Raw genomic sequence first — 20318 nt, forward strand, 5'->3', positions numbered from 1 at the left:
GCTGTGGGCATTGTCGCTGGCAACGATGGGAACGGTGCAGGCCGAGGATTGCAAGGGCGTCGCATCCAACATGGCGCAGTACCGCAGCTGCCTGTCCGATCAGCGGGACCAGTCGCTGCAGGACGAGTACCAGCGCACCCTGGCCTTCGTCCTTGGCCGCGATGCGGCGGCCGCGTCCCTGCTCGAAGATGCACAGCTGCAGTGGCAGCGTTATTCGCAGGCTTCCTGCGAGTACGCCGTCGCTGCGCGGCAGGCACCGGCCGGGGCAAACGATGCCCGTCTCGAATGCCGTTCGACGTTCGTCGAGGCCAGGATCCGGATCCTGCGCCGTTATCGCGACGATTCCGGGCAGATGGACTGACGCGCGCGGCGGGCTTCAACGGGCGGGGAAATCGCGCCGCAGCAGTCCGTACAACGCCGTGTCGCAGAGTTCGCCGTTGACGTGCCAACGCTCGCGCAGCATGCCTTCGCGGACAAAGCCCAGTTTTTCCAGCAACCGCCATGAAGCTTCATTGCGCGGATCGACATCGGCCTCCACGCGACGCAGCTGCAGCTCCTCGAACAGGTAGGCCAGGATCATCCGCAGCGCCTCGCTGGCCAGTCCGCGTCCTTGCCAGTCGGGATGCAGGCTGTAGCCGATCTCGGCGCGGCCCTGGGCGGGATCCAGCGCGAACACCACCCCGGTGCCGATCAGCCGGTCGCTGGCGGCATCGGCGATCGCCCACACCAGGATGTCCAGCTCGCGGCGCTGGCGCTGGATGTCGGCGACCTTCTGCTCGGCCTGCACCGGGTCCGTCCAGGCCGGATGGCTCCAGTAGCGCATCACCTGCGGATCGGAATGAATGGCGAACAGCGCCGGGGCGTCGTCCTCGCGCACTTCGCGCAGGCGCAGCCGGGGGCCGTGCAGTTCGGGTTGGGGAAGGCGCGTCTGCATCGAATGGAACCCTCGGGTTTGCCCCGGTTGGCGGGGCGGGCGAAAATGGCGGTTTCCCACCCCCGCGGAGCAGATCCTGCCATGTCCATCGTTCGCATGACCGACCTCGACCTTTCCGGCAAGCGTGTGCTGATCCGCCAGGACCTGAACGTGCCGATCGACGAGAGCGGCCGCATCACCTCCGAACAGCGCATCACCGCCTCGCTGCCGACGCTGAAACTGGCGCTGGAGAAGGGCGCGGCGGTGATGGTCGCCTCGCACCTGGGCCGGCCCAAGGAAGGCGTGTGGAGCGAGGCCGATTCGCTGGCGCCGGTGGCCAGGCGCCTGTCCGAACTGCTGGGCAAGGAGGTGCCGCTGGTCAAGGACTGGGTGGATGGCGTGGACGTGGCGCCGGGCCAGGTCGTGCTGCTGGAAAACTGCCGCATGAACGTCGGCGAGAAGGCGGACGACGAGGCGCTGTCGAAGAAGTATGCCGCGCTGTGCGACGTGTTCGTGATGGATGCCTTCGGTACTGCGCATCGCGCGCAGGCGTCCACCCATGGCGTGATCCGCTTCGCTCCGGTCGCCGCCGGCGGCCCGCTGCTGATGGCCGAGCTGGACGCGCTGGCCAAGGCACTGCACGAGCCGGCCAAGCCGCTGCTGGCGATCGTGGCCGGCAGCAAGGTCAGCACCAAGCTGGAACTGCTGTCCAACCTGGTCGGCAAGGTCGACCAGCTGATCGTCGGCGGCGGCATCGCCAATACCTTCATCGCCGCGGCCGGCCACGGCGTGGGCAAGTCGCTGTACGAGCCGGACCTGATCGACACCGCGAAGAAGATCGTGGCCGACGCCAGGGCGCGCGGCGCCGACATTCCGCTGCCCAGCGACGTGGTGGTGGCCAAGCAGTTCCTGCCCGAGGCCGAGGCCACGGTGAAGGCGGTGGACGCGGTGGCCGAGGACGACCTGATCCTGGACATCGGCCCGGACACCGCCCGGCGCTATGCCGAACTGATCGCCGGCGCCGGCACCGTGGTCTGGAACGGCCCGGTCGGCGTGTTCGAATTCGATGCCTTCAGCGGCGGCACCGAGACCCTGGCGCGGGCGATCGCCGCCTCCAGCGCCTTCTCCATCGCCGGCGGCGGCGACACCCTGGCCGCGGTCGACAAGTACGGCATCGCCGACGAGGTGAGCTACATCTCCACCGGCGGCGGTGCGTTCCTCGAATTCCTCGAGGGCAAGACCCTGCCGGCCGTGGCCGCGCTGGAGGTGCGCGGTTCGTGAGCCGCGACACGCTGTTCTTCGATCTTGACGGCACCCTGATCGAATCGTCGCTGGGAATCACCCGTTGCGTGGCGTATGCGCTGGAAAAAATGGACCAGCCGATCCCGTCGGAGAGCGAGCTCCGGCGCTGGATCGGACCGGCGCTGCGCACCAGCTTCACCCCGGTATTCGGCGATCCGGAGCGGGTGGAGCAGGCCGTGCACCACTATCGCGAACGTTTCGACAGCGATGGCTGGAGGGAGCACGAGATCTACCCGGAGATCGGCAACGTGGTGCGCGCGCTGAAGCAGGCCGGCCATCGCCTGGCGGTCGTCACCGCCAAGAACGAACCGCATGCGCAGCGCATCGTCGAGCACCTGCCGTTCGGCGATTGCTTCGAGGATGTCATCGGCGCCACCCCGGACGGTTCGCGCAGCCACAAGCCGGAACTGGTGGCCGAGGCCCTGGCACGGCTGTCCCTGCAGCCGGCCCGCTGCTGGATGATCGGCGACCGGCAGATGGACATCGAGGGCGCGCGCCACCACGACATGCGCAACATCGGCGTGCTGTGGGGCTTCGGTGGCGAAGCCGAGCTGCGCGCGGCCGGCGCCCTGCACCTGGCGCAGCGACCGCACGACCTGCCCGCGCTGCTGGGCTGAGCGGCCGGCCGGCGCCGGTGGCCGCCGCGTCCGGTGTCCCGGCTGTCCTGCCCGCACGGGTGGATGTCCCTTCCCGCACCCGGGCGGTCGGCCACGGGCCAGCGCGATGGCGCATACGTATGCGCCGCGACGCCGGGCTGACCGGCCCGCTACGCTTGCCGGACATCCCGTGTCGCCATGCCATGGCTGTCTGGACGACCTGTCCCGGTTGTCTGCAGGACATCGCGGAAAGGCGGAAAATCCTTTCCGGGACAGACCCATAGCGTCGTGTGCGGTGTGCTAATTTCGCTGTTTTACCGGGGAGCCCAAGTACCATGATCGAACGTCAGCGCCGTACCAAGATTCTCGCCACCCTGGGGCCGGCCACCGACCCGCCGGGCGTGCTGGAGGATCTGTTCCGCGCCGGCGTCAACGTGGTGCGCCTGAACTTCTCCCACGGCGATCCTTCCGGCCAGGCCAAGCGTGCCGCCGATGTGCGCGCGGCCGCGCAGCGCGTGGGCGTGGAAGTGGGCATCCTGGCCGACCTGCCGGGCCCGAAGATCCGCATCGACCGCTTCGCCGAAGGCCGGGTCACGCTCAAGGCCGGCGACCGCTTCGACCTGGTCGCCTCGTCCGACGCGCCGGCCGGCGACGCCAGCCAGGTGGGCGTGAGCTACCTGGGCCTGCCGCAGGACGTCGGCCCCGGCGACGTGCTGCTGCTCGACGACGGCCTGATGCAGCTGCAGGTGGTGGAAGTGCAGGGCGACCGCATCGTCAACACCGTGCTCAACGATGGCGTGCTGTCCGACCGCAAGGGCCTGAACAAGCAGGGCGGCGGCCTGTCGCTGGGCGCGCTGACCGAGCGCGACAAGGAACTGATCGGCATCGTGGCGAAGATCGGCGTGGACTTCATCGCCGTGTCGTTCTGCCGCAACGCCGAGGACATGAACGAAGCGCGCCGCATCGCCCGGCAGCACGGCAGCGACGCGGCGCTGGTGTCCAAGATCGAGCGTACCGAGGCGATCGAGAACCTGGCCGAGATCGTCGAGGCCAGCGACGTGGTGATGGTCGCCCGCGGCGACCTGGGCGTGGAGATCGGCGACGCCGAGCTGCCGGGCCTGCAGAAGAAGATCATCAAGGCCTCGCTGGCGCAGAACAAGGTGGTGATCACCGCCACGCAGATGCTGCAGTCGATGGTCGAAAGCCCGATCCCGACCCGCGCCGAGGTGCTGGACGTGGCCAACTCGGTGATCGACGGCACCGACGCGGTGATGCTGTCGGCCGAGACCGCGGCCGGCGCCTATCCGGTCAAGGCGGTGGAGGCGATGGCGCGCATCTGCCTGGGCGCCGAGCGCCAGTTCCAGACCGAGACCGATTTCGGCGCCGCGCAGCGCAACCTGGAGCGCGCCGACCAGGCCATCGCGATGGCCACCATGTTCCTGTCCGAGCACGTGGGCGTGCGCGCGATCGTGGCGATGACCGAATCCGGCGGCACCGCGCGCTTCCTGTCGCGCTTCCGCGCCACCGCGCCGATCTACGCCATCACCCGCCACGACGGCGCGCGCCGGCGCATGGCGCTGATGCGCGACGTGTTCCCGATCAACTTCGACAGCCGCGGCCTGACCCCGCGCGAGGCCGCGCGCGGCAGCATCCGCCTGCTGGTCGAGGCCGACCGGCTGCAGCCGGGCGACCGCGTGGTGTTCACCAGCGGCGAGCACATGGAAACCCACGGCGCCACCAACACCCTGCGCCTGCTGGAAGTGGGGCCGGACGGCCGCGCCAGCGGCCTGGGCGAGCTGTAGCGGAGAAGAACCACCCGGGGCATTCGCGCCGGTCCGCGATGGGGATCGGCGGGGTTGGCGCAAGGATTCCCCGCGCTGCCGCGAGTGGAGAAGGCGTGCGGCAGCGCAGCCCGCAACAGCCGATGGGCGGCAGCGGCATCGGTCATGGCGTTTGCCGGGGAACCTGCCTGAAAGCGTTTCCAGACCTTGTGGACGGCCAGTTCACGGGGGACGACGGCTATAATTCATGTTTTCCCGCACCCGCCACAGGAAATACATGAGCATCGAACAGCTGGCCGAAACCGCCCAGGCCATGGTCGCCCCGGGCAAGGGCATCATCGCCATCGACGAATCCACCGGCACCATCGCCAAGCGCTTTGCCAGCGTCGGCATCGAGAACACCGAGGAGAACCGTCGCGCCTACCGCGAGCTGCTGCTGACGACGCCGAAGCTGGGCGATTACATCTCCGGCGCGATCCTGTACGACGAGACCATCCGCCAGTCGACCAAGGACGGCGTGCCGTTCGCCAAGTACATGGCCGACCACGGCATCATCCCCGGCATCAAGGTCGACACCGGCGCCAAGCCGCTGGCCGGCTGCCCGGGCGAGATGGTCACCGAGGGCCTGGACGGCCTGCGCGAGCGCCTGCAGGAGTACTACAAGCTGGGTGCGCGCTTCGCCAAGTGGCGGGCAGTGATCAACATCGGCGAGGACATCCCCTCCGGCACCTGCATCGAGGCCAATGCCCACGCGCTGGCCCGCTATGCCGCGCTGTGCCAGGAAGCCGGCCTGGTGCCGATGGTCGAGCCGGAAGTGATCATGGACGGCGACCACGACATCGAGACCTGCTACGAAGTCACCGAGGCCACCCTGCGCTCGCTGTTCGACGCGCTGTACCAGCAGAACGTGGTGCTGGAAGGCACCATCCTGAAGGCCTCGATGGTCATCTCCGGCAAGGGCTGCGACGAGCAGGCCGACGTCGAGGAAGTGGCCGAGTCCACCGTGATGTGCCTGAAGAGCACCGTGCCGGCGATCCTGCCGGGCATCGTGTTCCTGTCCGGCGGCCAGAGCGACGAGCAGTCCACCGCCCACCTCAACGCCATGAACCAGCTGGGCAACCTGCCGTGGCCGCTGAGCTTCTCCTACGGCCGTGCCATGCAGCAGGCCGCGCTGAAGCTGTGGGCCAAGGACATGAAGGGCAACTACGCCAAGGCCCAGCAGACCGTGTACGAGCGCGCCAAGGAAAACGGCCTGGCCGCGCTGGGCAAGTGGGAAGGCTGATGCCTGTCTGCGCCGTGCCGGGGTGATCCCGGCGCGGTGCCGACCGCACCACCTCCTGGAACGCCGGCCTCGCGCCGGCGTTTCCGTTTCAACGCACCCTGGAGCAATACGTATGGACCACATCCTTTCCCGCCCGCCGGCCCGCCTCCTGCGGAGCCTGGCGCTGGGCCTGCTCGGCCTGCTCGGCGGCGTCGCCGCGCAGGCGGCCGAGACCCGCCACGAAGACGTCTACTACGTCCGCCAGCAGATCGGCCCGGCCGACGGCAAGGCGCTGATCGTCCAGCAGGCGCTGATGCCGGTGACGCTGGAGACCGGCGCGTCGGGCAGCCGCCTGCATGCGCGCACCGTCTGGTTCAAGGCGGATGCCGGCAGCGGCCAGCGCGGCGATTCGTACGGACTGGATGCCCGCTACCGCGACGACGCGGCGGTGATCGCGTTCCTGACCGGCGGCATCGAGACCCGGCTCAACCGCAGCGGCAAGGTGGTCGCGGTCGGCGCGGCCGATCCGCAGGCGCTGGAGGCATTGGCCGAGCATCGGCCGCAGGTGCGCGAGGCGTTGGCGCAGGTCATGGAGGGCGTGGGGGTACGGCCATTCGTCCTGCCGGAAAAGCTGCGCCTCGGCCAGCGCTTGCGGGAGACGCAGACCGTAGCCGGGTTGGGCGAACTGGCGTGGTCGATGCAGGTGATGGCGCTGGATGCGCAGCGGGTCGAATTGCAGGTGCGCGGCGATGCGAAGATCGGGACGGTGCTGGACGGGTACCAGGTCGTGCATCGCGAAAGCGGCCTGCCGGTCGAAGCGCGGCTGACCCTGTCGCTGCCGGACGGACTGGTGCCCGGCCAGGACGGGCCGATGCGGATGCAGGTGCTGGCGATCAGCCAGCGCCATGCCGGAATGATGACGTCGGTGCATTGGAACGAGGCGGACTGGAACGCGTACCGCGACAACTTCGCCGAGCTGGCGGCCTCGCCGTTGTTCCGCGACGGCGTGGTGGACGAGGACGCCTTGCTGGACGTCGAAGCCGCCATCGGCAGGATGGCGCTTGCGCAGCTCCCTGCCGGCGAACGCGAGCGCATCGCCGGTAGTCTCGTGTTCGATCTCGCGCCCGCCAACGGGCCGCGGCAGCAGCTGCGGCTGAGCGCGCAGTATTCGGTGGAGTCCGGCAGTATCCGGCCGCGCCGCTTCTGGATGCGGCTGCATGCGGCGCGCCTGCTGGATGCGGACGGTCGGCCACTGGCCGGCCTGACCGTGGTTCCCAACCGGCTGTTCGAAAACAGCGTCGGCTATGCGGACCTGGAGTTGGACGAAAGCGACGAGCAGTTCCCTTTCCGCCTGCCGCCGGGCTTGCCCGACGGCGCGCTGGATGCGCTGGACCGCATCGAACTGGACGTGGAGCTGGCCGGCCATGTGCTGGGCGAGCGCAAGGTGGTCGCCGTCGGGCGGCAGCCGGACGGGGCGTCGCCGCGACTGGAATGGTCGCGGCACTGGGCCGAACTGACGACCGCATCGGATGCGGCGCAGGGCGATATCTGGGTCGTGGTGCCGCTGGATGCGCAGGGCGAGCCGTTGCGCCATATCCCGATCGCCTACAGCAACCACGATGCCCGCACCGCGGGCGCGGGTCCGTTGCCGCCACTGGCCACGCAGGCGCGTGACTGGCATTACCGGGTGGTGGCCGAAGAGCCGATCGCCGCCGTGGAGCTGCGCCGCTATTCCCTGGCATGGGAGCGCGATACCTGGGTCTTCGCCGATGGCGGGGGGATGATCGACGGCGACGGACCGGTCGGCGAGCGCCATGCCGCCGAGCCGCTGTATCCGCTGGCCGCGGCGGTGTCCGGGCAGGAGCTGCTGGCGGCGTTCGACACGCTGGTGGCCGACGACAGCGGCTACCAAGTGAGGGTGCCGCTGCGGGGCGAATGGGTCGATGCCGCCGTGCAGCACTGCAAGGTCACGCCGCGGGTCGCCGACGGTATGTGGTCGGAAGCCCACCTGCGTACCCGCCTGTTCACCGCCTACCGCGATGGTCCCGATGATCCGGGCTGGGATGGCTGGCTGGTGCCGGCCCACGGATTCGCCGGCGACGACGTCGTGGTGACGGCCAGCTGTCCGTCCCGGCTGGAGCCGGTACACGAGCGGATCGGCGAGGGGGGCTGCTTCGACGACCGCGGCAACGGGCGTGTCGGTGTCGCGGCTGCCTGCATCGCAGACGTGGAGCGCGCGATGAAGGAGGGCACCCTCGTCGCCCGCGACGGCCAGGGTCGCCGGCTGGCGGAGTTCCCGGCCAACCGCACGGTGGAGGACCGATCGATGCTGCGCTTCTGGGGCAAGGCCGAGGCCATCGAGTTCGTGCGCGTGCATCCGCGCACGGCCGAGCGCGAGCTGGTGCTGCGCGGCGCCGCCACCCGCTGAACGGGCGGTACCGGCAGCACGGGAGCGGCGACACCCCGTGGTACCTCCGGGCCGGCACCGCGGTGCCTTCATCGATGCTGACCGGGGCGGGATCCGTCCGGCGTCCGGGCGCTGCTCCCCGCCGCGGGCGGGAACCTCAGAGACCGCTGCCGGCCGGCAGCGGCAGCGCGCCATCGGCCCGCTGCGGCGAACGGAGTGCGTCGGGGTTGCCGGCGGTGCCGTGGCCCAGCGCGGCCAGCGCCTGCCGGTAGGCCTGGGTGGTGGCGGTGTTGTAGGCCACCAGGATGATGCGCCGCGGTTCGGCATGGCTGCGCTGCCATGCCACGGTCTCGGTGGCGGCGATCCGCGCCGCCTGCTGCAGCGGGTAGCCGTAGACGCCGCAGCTGATCGCGGGGAAGGCGATCGAGTGCAGTTCCATCCGCTCGGCCAGCCGCAGCGACTGCCAGTAGCAGTTGGCCAGCAATGCCGGCTCGTCGTGCAGGCCGTCGCGCCAGACCGGGCCGACGGTATGCAGCACGTGCCGCGCCGGCAACCGGTGGCCGGCGGTCGCGCGGACCTCGCCGGTGGGGCAGCGCACGCCCGGCCGCAGTTCCGGCAGCTGGCGGCATTCGCGCAGCAGCTCCGGGCCGGCCGCGCGATGGATGGCGCCATCGACGCCGCCGCCGCCCAACAGCGATTCGTTGGCCGCGTTGACGATCGCGTCCACGGCCAGCCCGGTGATGTCGCCTTGCCAGACCTCGATTTTCATGCGTCGATCATCGTCCTTACCCGGATGAGGAAAATGTGATGGCCTCCGGCCGCCGGGCCGGGACCTGGCGGCGGCCGCGAATGCTCGGCCGGAGGCGTCTCACAGGGTGCGATCAGGGAACCCGGACAGGGGGCGGCACTGCAGGAGCGACGTCAGTCGCGACAGGGCTTCCCCGTGCGAATCTTCCGCCCATGCGTGTGGGCTCTTCTTGCGGAAGGGCCCGCGCGAAAGCCCTGTCGCGACTGACGTCGCTCCTACGATGAAGCAAAAAAACGGGGCCGCACATCGGCGGCCCCGGAGGGAATGCAGCGGTCGGGCGCGCTTACGGCAGGCCGGCCAGCCAGTCGTCGTCGCTGCCTTCGTTGACGTCGGCGAACAGCGGGGTGGAGAAGTAGCGCTCGCCGGTGTCCGGCAGCACCGCCAGCAGCACCGAGCCTTCCGGTGCCTTCTGCGCCACTTCCAGCGCGGTGGCCACGGTGGCGCCGGCGGAGATGCCGACGAAGATGCCTTCCTCGGCGGCCAGCCGGCGCGCCACCTCGATGGCGCGGTCGTCGCCGACCGAGTACAGCTCGTCGTAGACCTCGCGGTCGAGTACCTCCGGCACGAAGTCCGGGGTCCAGCCCTGGATCTTGTGCGGCTTCCACTCGTCGCCCTTGAGCAGGGCCGCGCCGGCCGGTTCGGTGGCGATGATGCGCACCTCGGGGCGGGCGACCTTGAGCACCTGGCCGACGCCGGTCAGGGTGCCGCCGGTGCCCCAGCCGCTGACGAAGTAGTCCAGCCGCCGGCCGGCGAAGTCGCGCAGGATCTCCGCCGCGGTGGTGTTGCGGTGGTAGGCCGGGTTGGCCGGGTTGGCGAACTGGCTGGCGAGGAACCAGCCGTGCTGCTCGGCCAGCTCGCGCGCCTTGCGCACCATGCCGGTGCCGCGTTCGGCGGCCGGGGTCAGGATGACCTTGGCGCCGTAGGCGCGCATCAGCTTGCGGCGCTCGATGGAGAAGGTCTCCACCATGGTGGCGACGAACTTGTAGCCGCGCGCGGCGGCGACCATCGCCAGCGCCACGCCGGTGTTGCCGGAGGTGGCCTCGACGATGGTGTCGCCGGGCTTGAGCAGGCCGCGCTGCTCGGCGTCGAGGATGATCGCCAGCGCCAGGCGGTCCTTGACCGAACCGCCGGGATTGAACGCCTCGACCTTGGCGTAGAGGGTCCGTCCCTCCGGCGCGAGGCGGCCGAGCTTGACCACCGGGGTACGGCCGATGGTGTCGAGGATGCTGTCGTGGATGGCCATTCGATAGTTCTCCGTGAACGGGTCAGGCGGCATGCGCCAGCTTGCGCGAGGCGGGCTTTGCGGTGGGTGAGGATGGCGGTTGCAGCGGCGGTGCGCCGAACCAGTGCAGGGTGTCGGCCAGCGCGGCGACTTCGCCCACGATCAGCAGCGCCGGCGAGGCCACGCGGTGCTGGCGGGCGGTGTCGGGCAGGGTCGCCAGGGTGCCGGCGACCACCCGCTGCTGCGGGCGCGAGCCGTTCTCGACGATGGCGAACGGGGTCTCCGGGCCGCGGCCGGCGGCCAGCAGCCGCTCGCGGATGGTTTCCAGCCCGGCCACGCCCATGTAGAAGGCCAGCGTCTGCCGCTCGCGGCCCAGAGTCTCCCAGTCCAGGGTATCGAGCGAGTCGCGGCAGTGGGCGGTGACCAGGCGCAGCGACTGGGCGTGGTCGCGGTGGGTCAGCGGAATGCCGGCATAGGCGCCGCAGGCCAGCGCCGCGGTGATGCCGGGCACCACTTCGTAGGCGATGCCGTGCGCGCGCAGGAACTGCAGCTCCTCGCCGCCGCGGCCGAACACGAACGGGTCGCCGCCCTTCAGCCGCACCACGCGGCGGCCGGCGCGGGCATGCTGCAGCATCAGCGCGTGGATCTGTTCCTGGCGCACGCTGCGGCCGCCGGCCGACTTGCCGACCTCGATGCGCTCGGCGTCGCGCCGGGCCAGCCGCAGCACCGCGTCGCTGACCAGGCGGTCGTGCAGGATCACGTCGGCCTGGTTGAGCGCACGCAGCGCGTTGAGGGTGAGCAGCCCGGGGTCGCCGGGGCCGGCACCGACCAGCGCCACCGAGCCGGCCGCGGGTGCGTCGGCGCCGTCGTCGGCCAGCGCCGCCTGCAGGTGTGCCAGCGCCGCTTCGGGCCGCTGTTGCCGCAGCAGCCGCAGCAGCGGGCCGGCGATCTGCGCATCGAAGAAACCGCGGCGCTCGGCCGCGGCCGGGAAGCGGCGCAGGATGCGCGCCCGCTCGCGGGTGAACAGCGCGGCCAGCGCGCCCCAGGCGTCGTCGAACAGGGTTTCCAGCTGGCGGCGGACGTGCCGAGCCACCATCGGCGCGCCGCCGCCGCTGGAAATGGCGATCTGCAACGGCCCGCGTTCGACCACGGCCGGTACATGGAAGGAGGACAGGCCGGCGTCGTCGACCACGTTGACCAGCAGCCGCCGCAGTCCGGCCGCCGCGGCCACCGCCTGGTTGACGCCGGCATCGTCGGTGGCGGCGATGACCAGCCACAGGCTGCCGGCGAACCAGCTCTCCTCGAAATGGCCGTGCAGCCATTCGACGCGCTGCGCCTGCGCCAGTTCGTGCAGCCGCGGGGTCAGCTGCGGGGCGCCGACGCGGGGCAGGGCGCCGGCGTGCAGCAGCGCCTCCACCTTGCGTTCGGCCACCGCGCCGCCGCCCACCACCAGCACGGGGCGGCCACGCAGATCGGCGAACAGGGGGAACAGGGGAGCGTTCAAGGCAGGCCTTTCCGGATGAGCGGAAGACCGTATCCCGGGCATATGACGGCCGGAAATGACCTGATGCAACTGCTTAATAACTTTCGGTTATCAAACTGTGGGGGCAATTGATCTACAGTCGGTTTCCCACCTCCGCACCCGGCTGCCACGCTCCCGATGACGCTGACCCAACTCCGTTACCTGGTGGCCATCGCCGACGCCGAGCTCAACATCACCCTGGCGGCCACGCGGGTGCATGCGACCCAGCCCGGGTTGTCCAAGCAGCTCAAGCAGCTGGAGGACGAGCTGGGCTTCCTGCTGTTCGTGCGCAAGGGCCGCAGCCTGGAAGCGGTGACCCCGGCCGGGACCGAGGTGATCGCGCGGGCGCGGTCGGTGCTGGCCGAGGCCAACAACATCCGCACTTACGCCGCCAACCAGCGCCGCGAGAGCCAGGGCCAGCTGATCCTGACCACCACCCACACCCAGGCGCGCTTCGTGCTGCCGCCGGCGGTGGCGCGGATCAAGCAGGCCTATCCGCAGGTCAGCGTGCACCTGCAGCAGGCCGCCGAAAGCGATGCGCTGGACCTGCTCAGCCAGGGCGATGCCGACATCGCCGTGATCAGCACCGCCGGCAGCGAGCCGGGCGCCGGCATCGCGGTACCGCTGTACCGTTGGCGGCGGCTGGTGCTGGTGCCCAAGGGGCACGCGCTGGACCGGGCCGGCGGCATCCCCGACCTGGCCGCGCTGGCGGCGCAGCCGTTGATCAGCTACGAATCCTCCACCCGTGCCAACTCGTCGCTGCAGCGCGCGTTCGCCGCGCACGGGCTGGCACCGGACATCGCCCTGACCGCGCTCGACGCCGACCTGATCAAGACCTACGTGCGCACCGGGCTGGGCGTGGGGTTGCTGGCGGAGATGGCGATCAGCGCCGGCGACGCCGATCTGCGCGCATGGCCGGCGCCGGAGGCGATCCCCGAGTGCATCGCCTGGGCGGTGCTGCCGCGCGACCGCGTGCTGCGCGACTACGCGCTGGAGCTGGTGCACGTGCTGGCGCCGCAGATCGACAAGCGCGACCTGCGCCGGGTGCTCGACGGCAACCAGGAACCGAACTGGCCGACGCCGCCGACCTGGGAATCGCTGACCCAGACCATCACCAGCTAGCCGGGCGCGGCGATGGAACCGGCGCGGTCCGCACGCGAGGCCCGCGACCGGCATCGCTTCCGCCAAAGGCAGGCACTCCTGCAGCAGCGACGTCGGTCGCGATCGGGAACAGGCAGCGCATTCGATTCCGCAGGGCGACGCATGCGGTCCGCTCCACCGGCATCGTGCGACAAAGGGTCGCACCGCCGCGGGCGGGAAGCGCGATGGGCCGCCGATAGAATGGCGCGGCCATGCGTACGGCCCGTTTCCAATCCTTCCTGCTCCTGCTGGCTTTCGCCGCCGCGCTGCTGATGGCGGTGGCGCCGGTGGTCAGCCGCTGGGTGCAGGCGCAACACGCCACGCATGCGGCGATGCCGGCGACGGCCCCCGCCGTGCAGGCGGCCGCCATGGAGGCGCATGCCGGCCACCACGGCATGGCCGCCGGGGAACACGCCCACCACGGCATGGACCACGGCACGACAGCCCCCGCGCCGCAACCGCCGGCCGATCCGCACGCCGCCCATGGCGAGGCCTGCGAGTACTGCACCCTGGCCTCGCGGCTGCTGCCGTGGCTGGCGCTGCTGCTGGTGCTGGCGCCGCTGCTGCCCTGCATCGTTCCCGCCATCCGTGGCGCCGCGCCGGCCGTGCGCGCGCTGCGCTGGCCCGCCCATGCGCCGCGCGGGCCGCCGCGCTTGTCCTGATCCCACGACACCTCCTTCCCTTGGCGTGACGCCTGCCGGCGCCGCGCCGTTCGTGCTATCCGGAGTTCCGCAATGTCTTCCATTCCCCGTATGCCGGGCGCACCGGCATGCCTGTCGTCGTGCCTTGCGCTGGCGTTGTTCCCGCTGCTGGCGACCGCCGCCGCCGCACGCGACGACGATGCCCTCACCCTCGACACGCTGGTGGTCACCGCCAGCGCGCCTTCCACGCCGCTGCACTGGACCACCGACCCGCGGCTGCCGCGGCAGCCGGTGCCGGCCAGCGACGGCGCCGACTACCTCAAGACCGTTCCCGGCTTCGCCACGATCCGCAACGGCGGCACCAACGGCGATCCGGTGCTGCGCGGGATGTTCGGTTCGCGCCTGAACGTGCTCAGCAACGACGGCACGCTGATCGGCGCATGTCCCTCGCGCATGGACAACCCGCTGTCCTACATCGCCCCGGAGACCTTCGACCGGCTGACCATCATCAAGGGCCCGCAGAGCGTGCGCTGGGGCGCGGGCGCCTCGGCCGGCACCGTGCGTTTCGAGCGCGACACCCCGCATTTCGAACGGCCGGGCGTGAACATCGGCGCCAGCGCGCTGGCCGGTTCGCGCAACCGCAACGACCAGGCGCTGGACCTGACCGCCGGCGCCGCGCCGGGCTACGTGCGGATCAACGGCAACCGCTCCGAGTCGGACGACTACCGCGACGGCAACGGCGACACGGTGCCGTCGAAATGGCGCAAGTGGAACGGCGATGCGGCCATCGGCTGGACGCCCGATGCCGACACCGTGCTGGAACTGTCGGCCGGCGCCGGCGATGCGCTGGCGCGCTACGCCGGGCGCGGCATGGACGGCGCTTCGTTCAAGCGCACCAGCTACGGCGCGCGCTTCGAGAAAAGCAACCTGCCCGGGGCCTGGGACACGCTGCAGGCCAACGTCTACCACAACGATGCCGACCACGTGATGGACAACTACACGCTGCGCGCGCCCAATCCGCTCGGTGCGATGCCCATGCCGATGGCGTCCAACGTCGATCGCCGCACCCGCGGCGGCCGCATCGCCTCGGAATGGCGCTGGCGCGAGGTGGCCGTGGTCGCCGGGGTCGATGCGCAGGACAGCCGCCACCGCCGCCGCGGCGGCATGGGCCGCAACGCCTACCGGCAGCTGCCGTGGACCACCGACGCGCGCTTCGGCAACCGCGGCGTGTTCTCCGAGCTCACCTTCGGCGCCGGCAGCGCCCGGCGCTGGATCGGCGGCCTGCGCATCGACCGCGCCGAAGCCACCGACGAACGCCGCAGCACCGGCATGATGGACATGCCCAATCCCACCGCCGGCCGCACCCGCAGGGAAAACCTGGGCAGCGGCTTCGTCCGTTTCGAACGCGACTTCGCCAACGGGCTGACCGGCTATGCCGGGCTCGGCCACAGCGAGCGCATGCCCGACTACTGGGAGCTGTTCTCGGCGGATGCCGGGCCGGCCGGGTCGCTCAACGCGTTCGCCGGCATCGCCCCGGAAAAGACCACGCAGCTGGACCTGGGCCTGCAGTACCGCGGCGAAGCGATGCAGGCCTGGGTATCGGCCTACGCCGGGCGCATCGGCGACTACATCCTCTTCCGCTACCACGAGGGCGGGATGATGGGCGCGACCACCTCGGCCGCCAATGTCGATGCGCGCATCGCCGGCGCCGAGGCCGGGATCGAGCTGCAGCCATGGGCGGGCTGGAAGCTGGGCGGCAGCCTGGCCCATGCCTGGGGCGAGAACCGCAGCCAGGGCGGCGCATTGCCGCAGATGCCGCCGCTGGAAGCGCGCGCCAGCGCGGCCTGGGAAGGACGGCGCTGGTCGGCGGGCGCGCTGCTGCGCGCGGCGATGCGGCAGGGACGCGTGGCCGTCGGCCAAGGCAACGTGGTGGCGCGCGACCTCGGCGCCAGTCCCGGTTTCGCCACGCTGGCGCTCAATGCCGGCTATCGCTTCAGCGACGTGCTGCGCGCCAGCGCCGGCATCGACAACCTGTTCGACCGCGCCTACGCCGAGCACCTGAACCTGGCCGGCAGCGCCGACTTCGGCTATCCGGCCGAGCCGGTTCGGATCGCCGAGCCGGGACGCACGTTGTGGCTGAAGCTGGATTACCGATACTGAGCTGGAGCCTGCGGGGGCGCACCGGGGGCGCCCCCGCGGCAGTTCCCTGTCGCAGGAGCGGCGTGAGTCGCGACACGGGGCATTCCCGGCAAGGCCCTGTCGCGACTTGCGTCGCTCCTGCAGGGGGAAGGGTGTTTCAGATGTCCTCGTGGATGCCGCACTCGCGCTTGAGGCCGAAGAAGCGGGTGTCCTCCTCGCGCATGCCCGGCTCCCAGCGGCGGGTGGTGTGGAAATCGCCGATGGAGACGTAGCCCTGTTCCCACAGCGGGTGGTAGGGCAGGTCGTGGCGCTGCATGTACTGCCAGATGTCGCGGTCGTTCCAGTCGGCGATCGGATTGACCTTGTAGCGGGTGCCGCGGCGCTGCAGGATCGGCGTGTCGGCGCGGCTGCTGGCCTGGTCGCGGCGCAGGCCGGTGAACCAGGTGCCCACGTCCAGCTCGTCCAGCGCGCGCCGCATCGGTTCCACCTTGCGCAGGTTGTTGTATTGCTCGATGCCGACCAGGCCCTGCTCCCACAACCGGCCGTGGCGGGCTTCCATCCATGCGCGGCTGACCAGCGGGCGGTAGACCTTGAGGTTGAGCTGCAGGCGCTGGACCAGTTCGTCGGCGAAGCGGTAGGTCTCGGCGAACAGGTAGCCGGTGTCGACCAGGATCACCGGGATGTCCGGCTTCTGCCGGCTCAGCAGGTGCAGGGTGACGGCCGACTGCGCGCCGAAGCTGGACGACAGCGCCGGCTCGGCCGGGCCATGCTGCAGCGCCCATGCCACGCGCTGTTCGGCGTCCATCGCCTCCAGCTGCGTGTTGATGGCGTCCAGGTTGTCGGGCAGGGATTGGGTACGGCCGGACACGGCGGGCAGGGCGGTCATGCGTGCAGTTCCACGGGAATGTGACGGTGGGTGGGATAGGCCGGCAGGGCGACGAGGCCGCTGCGGTGGAGGAAATCGCCGAAGCCTTCGTCGCCGTCGCGTTCGGCGGCATAGCGGGCCAGCAGCGGATCGAGCGCGTCGAGGATCTCGGCTTCGACGATGTTTTCGCGGTACAGGGTGTTCAGCCGCTGGCCGCGGTGGTCGGCGCCCAGCATCAGGTTGTAGCGGCCGGGGGCCTTGCCGACCAGGGCGATCTCGCCCAGGTAAGGCCGCGAACAGCCGTTGGGGCAGCCGGAGATGCGCAGCAGGATCGGCGCGTCGCGCAGCCCGTGCTTGTCCAGCAGCGGCTGCAGGCGCGCGGCGAACTGCGGCAGGTAGCGCTCGGACTCGGCCATCGCCAGGCCGCAGGTGGGCAGCGCCACGCAGGCCATCGCCGCACGTGCCAGCGCGCTGCCGGCAGCGCTGCCGTCGTCCAGGCCGTGGGGGGCCAGCAACGGAGCGATCTGCGCGCGCTGGGCGTCGCTGAGCGCGGCGATCACCAGGTTCTGGTTCGGCGTCATCCGGAACTGCGCCTGCGAACCGGGCGCATCGAGCAGTTGCGCGATATGGCGCAGGCCGCTCAGCTGGGTGCCGCCGGCGGCGGTGTCGGCGATGCGCCCGGCCGCCAGCGACAGGGTCAGGTGCCAGCGGCCGTCCTCGCCCTGCACCCAGCCGTAGCGGTCGCCGTTGTGGTCGAACGCGAACGGGCGCGCCGGCGCCAGCGCGAAGCCGGCGCGGCGCTCGATCTCGGCGACGATGAAGTCCAGCCCGCGGTCGTCGATGGTGTACTTGAAGCGCGCGTGCTTGCGCAGCTGGCGGTCGCCGAAATCGCGCTGGGTGGTGACGATGGCGGTGGTGACGTCGAGCAGCTGCGAGCGCTCGACGAAGCCGACGACGTTGCCCAGCCGCGGATAGGTGGCGGCGTCGCCGTGGCTGGCACCCATGCCGCCGCCGATGCTGACGTTGTAGCCGAGCAGTTCGCCGTCCTCGATGATGGCGATGTAGCCCAGGTCGTTGGCGAACACGTCGACGTCGTTGTACGGCGGCGCGGCGAAGCCGATCTTGAACTTGCGCGGCAGGTAGTGGCTGCCGTAGACCGGTTCGTCCTCGCTGCCGCTGCCGGCCACGCGTTCCTCGTCCAGCCAGATCTCGTAGTAGGCGCGGGTCTGCGGCAGCAGGTGCTCGGAGGTGCGGGCGGCGTCGGCATACAGCGCGGCATGCGCGGCCGACAGCAATGGGTTGGCCGCCACCAGCACGTTGCGGTTGACGTCGCCGCAGGCGGCCAGGGTGTCGATCAGCGTGGCGTTGATCGCCTGCATCGTCGCCTTCAGCTCGCGCTTGACCACGCCGTGGAACTGGAACGCCTGGCGGGTGGTGATGCGCAGCGAGTGGGCGGCGTAGCGGGTGGCGATGGCGTCGAGCTTGAGCCATTGCGCCGGCGTGACCATGCCGCCGGGGGTGCGGGTGCGGATCATGAACTGGTAGGCCGGCTCCAGCTTCTGCCGCCGGCGCTCGTCGCGCAGGTCGCGGTCGTCCTGCTGGTAGCTGCCGTGGAACTTGATCAGCCGTTCGTCTTCCTCGCGCAGCGCGCCGGTCACCGGGTTGGCCAGGCTTTCCAGCAGCGAGCCGCGCAGGCGCCTGCTTTCGCCCTTGATGTCTTCGACGGAATGGGTGCTCATGGTCTTCCGGGTGGAGGCGGTGCGGACCGCTCGGGAAATCGGGGAGGTGCCGGTGGCGGGGCCGCCGCCGGCGGATCGGCGTTCAGTACACGTCGCGACAGTAGCGGCCGGCGGCCTGCAGCTGCCGCAGGTAGTCGGCGGCGGCGTCGGCATCGAGCGCGCCGTGTTCGGCGACGATCTCCAGCAGCGCCGCATGCACGTCCTTGCCCATGCCGATCGCGCCGCACACGTAGAAATGCGCGCCTTCCTGCAGCCAGCCGTAGACCTCGCGGCCGCGCTGGCGCAGCCGGTGCTGCACGTAGATCTTGTCGGCCTGGTCGCGCGAGAACGCCAGGTCCAGCTCGTGCAGCTCGCCGCGCTGCAGCGCCTGCTGCCATTCGACCTGGTAGAGGAAGTCGCGGTTGAAGTGCCGGGCGCCGAACAGCAGCCAGTTGCGGCCGCTGGCGCCGGTCTCGGCGCGCTCCTGCACGAAGCCGCGGAACGGCGCCACGCCGGTGCCGGGGCCGACCATGATGATGTCGCGCGCGGGATCGGCCGGTACCCGGAAGCGTTCGTTGGCCTCGACATAGACCGGTGCATGGGCGCCCTCGGCCAGCGCGGACAGGAAGCCGCTGGCCGCGCCGAGGTGGTCGTGGCCGTGCGCGCGATAGTGCAGTTCGTCCACCGTCAGGTGGACCTCGTCGCCCACCCGCTTGCGGCTGGAGGCGATGGAGTACAGGCGCGGCGCCAGCGGCCGCAGTGCCGCCACCAGCGCGGTGTGGTCCCAATCCGCCGGCCAACGGCGCAGCACGTCGATCAGCTGATGGTCGGCGAGCAGCGCCGCCAGGCCGGCGGGCTGGGTGGGGGAGAGCAGCGTCTGCAGTTCCTCGGCACGCGCCTGTTCGGCGTGCGCGGCCAGGAACGGCCGGGACAGCTTGCTCAGTTCGCGGCGGCTGGCCAGCCATTCGGCCAGCGGCAGGGTTTCCTCGCCCAGGCTCACCTCGGCCCGGCCGTCGAGCCGCAGCGCCTGCAGCACCGATTCCACCAGCGCCGGCGGGTTGCGGTGGACGATGCCCAGCGCGTCGCCGGGCTCGTAGTGCAGGCCGCTGCCTTCCAGCGACAGTTCCAGGTGGCGGACGCGCTTGCCGGCGGCGCCATGCTGGCCGAAGGCGGGGCCCTTGAAATCGCGGCCGCTGATCGGCTGGTTGGCCAGCACCTCGGCGGCGAAGGGGCGTTCGTGGCTCCAGGCCGTCGTGGCGACGGCTCCGCGCAGCGGCGTCACCGTGGCCAGCGGCGCGGCATTCCCGAGCTGCTCGCGGGCATGCTGCAGCGCCTGCCCGCGCCAGGGCGCGGCCACCGTGTCGATGTCCAGGTCGGCTTCGCCCAGCGGCTGCACGCGCTGCGCGCCCAGCTCCGCCAGGCGGGCGTCGATGCGGCGGCCGATGCCGCAGAAATCGGCATAGCTGGAGTCGCCCAGCGCCAGCACCGCGAACTTCAGCGCCGGCAGTTTCGGCGCGCGGCGGCCTTCGAGGAATTCGACCAGGCCGATCGCGTCGTCCGGCGGGTCGCCTTCGCCCTGGGTGCTGATCACCACGTACAGCAGGCGCTCGCCGGCCAGTTCGCGGGTCGGGTAGGTGTCGGCGCGCAGCAGCCGCACCGGCAGCCCGGCCGCTTCGGCGTCGTGGGCGATCTGTTCGGCGGCGCGGCGGGCGTTGCCGGTCTGGCTGCCGTAGACCACGGTCAGCCGCGGCTGACCCGGCGCGGCGGCCTGGCCGCCGGGAACCACCGCCAGCGACGGCGGCGGGTGGCCCTGCGCCAGCCCCGCGGCGAAACCGGACAGCCACCACAGGCTGTTGCCGTCCAATCCCTCCACCAACTGCGTCAGCAGGACCCTGCGATCCTCCGGCAGGGGGCTGGGCGGCACGGCGGCGGGGGCGACGGTCATTTCCTGTCCGGACGGGGGGAGGGATGGACGATGCTACGGAGGCGCCCGGTCCAGCGGA

Annotated in this window: 16 protein-coding genes; 9 read left to right on the plus strand and 7 right to left on the minus strand. The window is 71.0% G+C overall.

Annotated features, from left to right (window positions below):
* Positions 1–34 precede the first annotated feature (34 nt).
* Entirely contained in the window at positions 35–361 is a 327-nt protein-coding gene (locus OK345_RS05205) for a lysozyme inhibitor LprI family protein (RefSeq protein WP_265126864.1), read from the plus strand.
* Between the two features lie 15 nt (positions 362–376).
* Here OK345_RS05205 and OK345_RS05210 read toward each other — a convergent pair whose 3' ends face one another.
* Entirely contained in the window at positions 377–934 is a 558-nt protein-coding gene (locus tag OK345_RS05210; RefSeq protein ID WP_265126865.1) for a GNAT family N-acetyltransferase, read from the minus strand.
* An 81-nt stretch (positions 935–1015) separates the two neighbouring features.
* Between OK345_RS05210 and OK345_RS05215 the strand changes: the two genes are divergently transcribed.
* From OK345_RS05215 to OK345_RS05235, 5 genes are all read left to right on the plus strand, one after another.
* The gene (locus OK345_RS05215) at positions 1016–2194 is read left to right on the plus strand and encodes a phosphoglycerate kinase (RefSeq protein ID WP_265126866.1); all 1179 of its coding nucleotides are present in this window, start codon (positions 1016–1018) and stop codon (positions 2192–2194) included.
* Complete coding sequence (locus OK345_RS05220; RefSeq protein ID WP_265126867.1) at positions 2191–2832, plus strand: HAD-IA family hydrolase; 642 nt, start codon at positions 2191–2193, stop codon at positions 2830–2832. The genes OK345_RS05215 and OK345_RS05220 overlap by 4 nt, the downstream gene beginning before the upstream one ends.
* A gap of 314 nt (positions 2833–3146) precedes the next feature.
* On the plus strand, positions 3147–4613 hold the full coding sequence (gene pyk, locus OK345_RS05225; RefSeq protein WP_265126868.1) for a pyruvate kinase: 1467 nt from the start codon (positions 3147–3149) through the stop codon (positions 4611–4613).
* Between the two features lie 256 nt (positions 4614–4869).
* A complete protein-coding gene (locus OK345_RS05230; protein ID WP_265126869.1) occupies positions 4870–5874 on the plus strand; it encodes a class I fructose-bisphosphate aldolase in 1005 nt (334 codons plus the stop codon).
* Between the two features lie 112 nt (positions 5875–5986).
* Entirely contained in the window at positions 5987–8281 is a 2295-nt protein-coding gene (locus tag OK345_RS05235; protein ID WP_265126870.1) for a hypothetical protein, read from the plus strand.
* Between the two features lie 136 nt (positions 8282–8417).
* Here OK345_RS05235 and OK345_RS05240 read toward each other — a convergent pair whose 3' ends face one another.
* The 3 genes from OK345_RS05240 to cysG form a co-directional block, all read right to left on the minus strand.
* The gene (locus OK345_RS05240; RefSeq protein ID WP_265126871.1) at positions 8418–9029 is read right to left on the minus strand and encodes an O-acetyl-ADP-ribose deacetylase; all 612 of its coding nucleotides are present in this window, start codon (positions 9027–9029) and stop codon (positions 8418–8420) included.
* A 322-nt stretch (positions 9030–9351) separates the two neighbouring features.
* Complete coding sequence (gene cysK, locus OK345_RS05245) at positions 9352–10311, minus strand: cysteine synthase A (protein WP_265126872.1); 960 nt, start codon at positions 10309–10311, stop codon at positions 9352–9354.
* Between the two features lie 22 nt (positions 10312–10333).
* Complete coding sequence (gene cysG, locus OK345_RS05250) at positions 10334–11794, minus strand: siroheme synthase CysG (RefSeq protein WP_265126873.1); 1461 nt, start codon at positions 11792–11794, stop codon at positions 10334–10336.
* Positions 11795–11950: 156 nt separating this feature from the next.
* On the opposite strand from cysG, the gene OK345_RS05255 reads away from it, so the two are divergent.
* The 3 genes from OK345_RS05255 to OK345_RS05265 all read left to right on the plus strand — a co-directional run bounded on the left by OK345_RS05255 (position 11951) and on the right by OK345_RS05265 (position 15753).
* Positions 11951–12934, plus strand: a complete 984-nt coding sequence (locus tag OK345_RS05255) for a LysR family transcriptional regulator (protein WP_265126874.1) — start codon at positions 11951–11953, stop codon at positions 12932–12934.
* 230 nt (positions 12935–13164) lie between these two features.
* Positions 13165–13614, plus strand: coding sequence for a DUF2946 family protein (locus OK345_RS05260; protein ID WP_265126875.1), 450 nt, complete (start codon positions 13165–13167; stop codon positions 13612–13614).
* Between the two features lie 72 nt (positions 13615–13686).
* Positions 13687–15753, plus strand: coding sequence for a TonB-dependent copper receptor (locus tag OK345_RS05265; RefSeq protein WP_265126876.1), 2067 nt, complete (start codon positions 13687–13689; stop codon positions 15751–15753).
* A 136-nt stretch (positions 15754–15889) separates the two neighbouring features.
* Here the strand turns inward: OK345_RS05265 and OK345_RS05270 are convergent, their stop codons facing one another.
* The 3 genes from OK345_RS05270 to OK345_RS05280 are packed head-to-tail and all read right to left on the minus strand — an operon-like array spanning position 15890 to position 20260.
* Positions 15890–16618, minus strand: a complete 729-nt coding sequence (locus OK345_RS05270) for a phosphoadenylyl-sulfate reductase (RefSeq protein WP_265126877.1) — start codon at positions 16616–16618, stop codon at positions 15890–15892.
* A complete protein-coding gene (gene cysI / locus OK345_RS05275) occupies positions 16615–18531 on the minus strand; it encodes an assimilatory sulfite reductase (NADPH) hemoprotein subunit (protein WP_306332085.1) in 1917 nt (638 codons plus the stop codon). The genes OK345_RS05270 and cysI overlap by 4 nt, the downstream gene beginning before the upstream one ends.
* On the minus strand, positions 18419–20260 hold the full coding sequence (locus OK345_RS05280) for an assimilatory sulfite reductase (NADPH) flavoprotein subunit (protein ID WP_265126879.1): 1842 nt from the start codon (positions 20258–20260) through the stop codon (positions 18419–18421). Before OK345_RS05280 ends, cysI begins: the two co-directional genes overlap by 113 nt.
* Positions 20261–20318 lie beyond the last annotated feature (58 nt).

Source organism: Xanthomonas chitinilytica (assembly GCF_026107455.2).
Classification (GTDB): domain Bacteria; phylum Pseudomonadota; class Gammaproteobacteria; order Xanthomonadales; family Xanthomonadaceae; genus Stenotrophomonas; species Stenotrophomonas chitinilytica.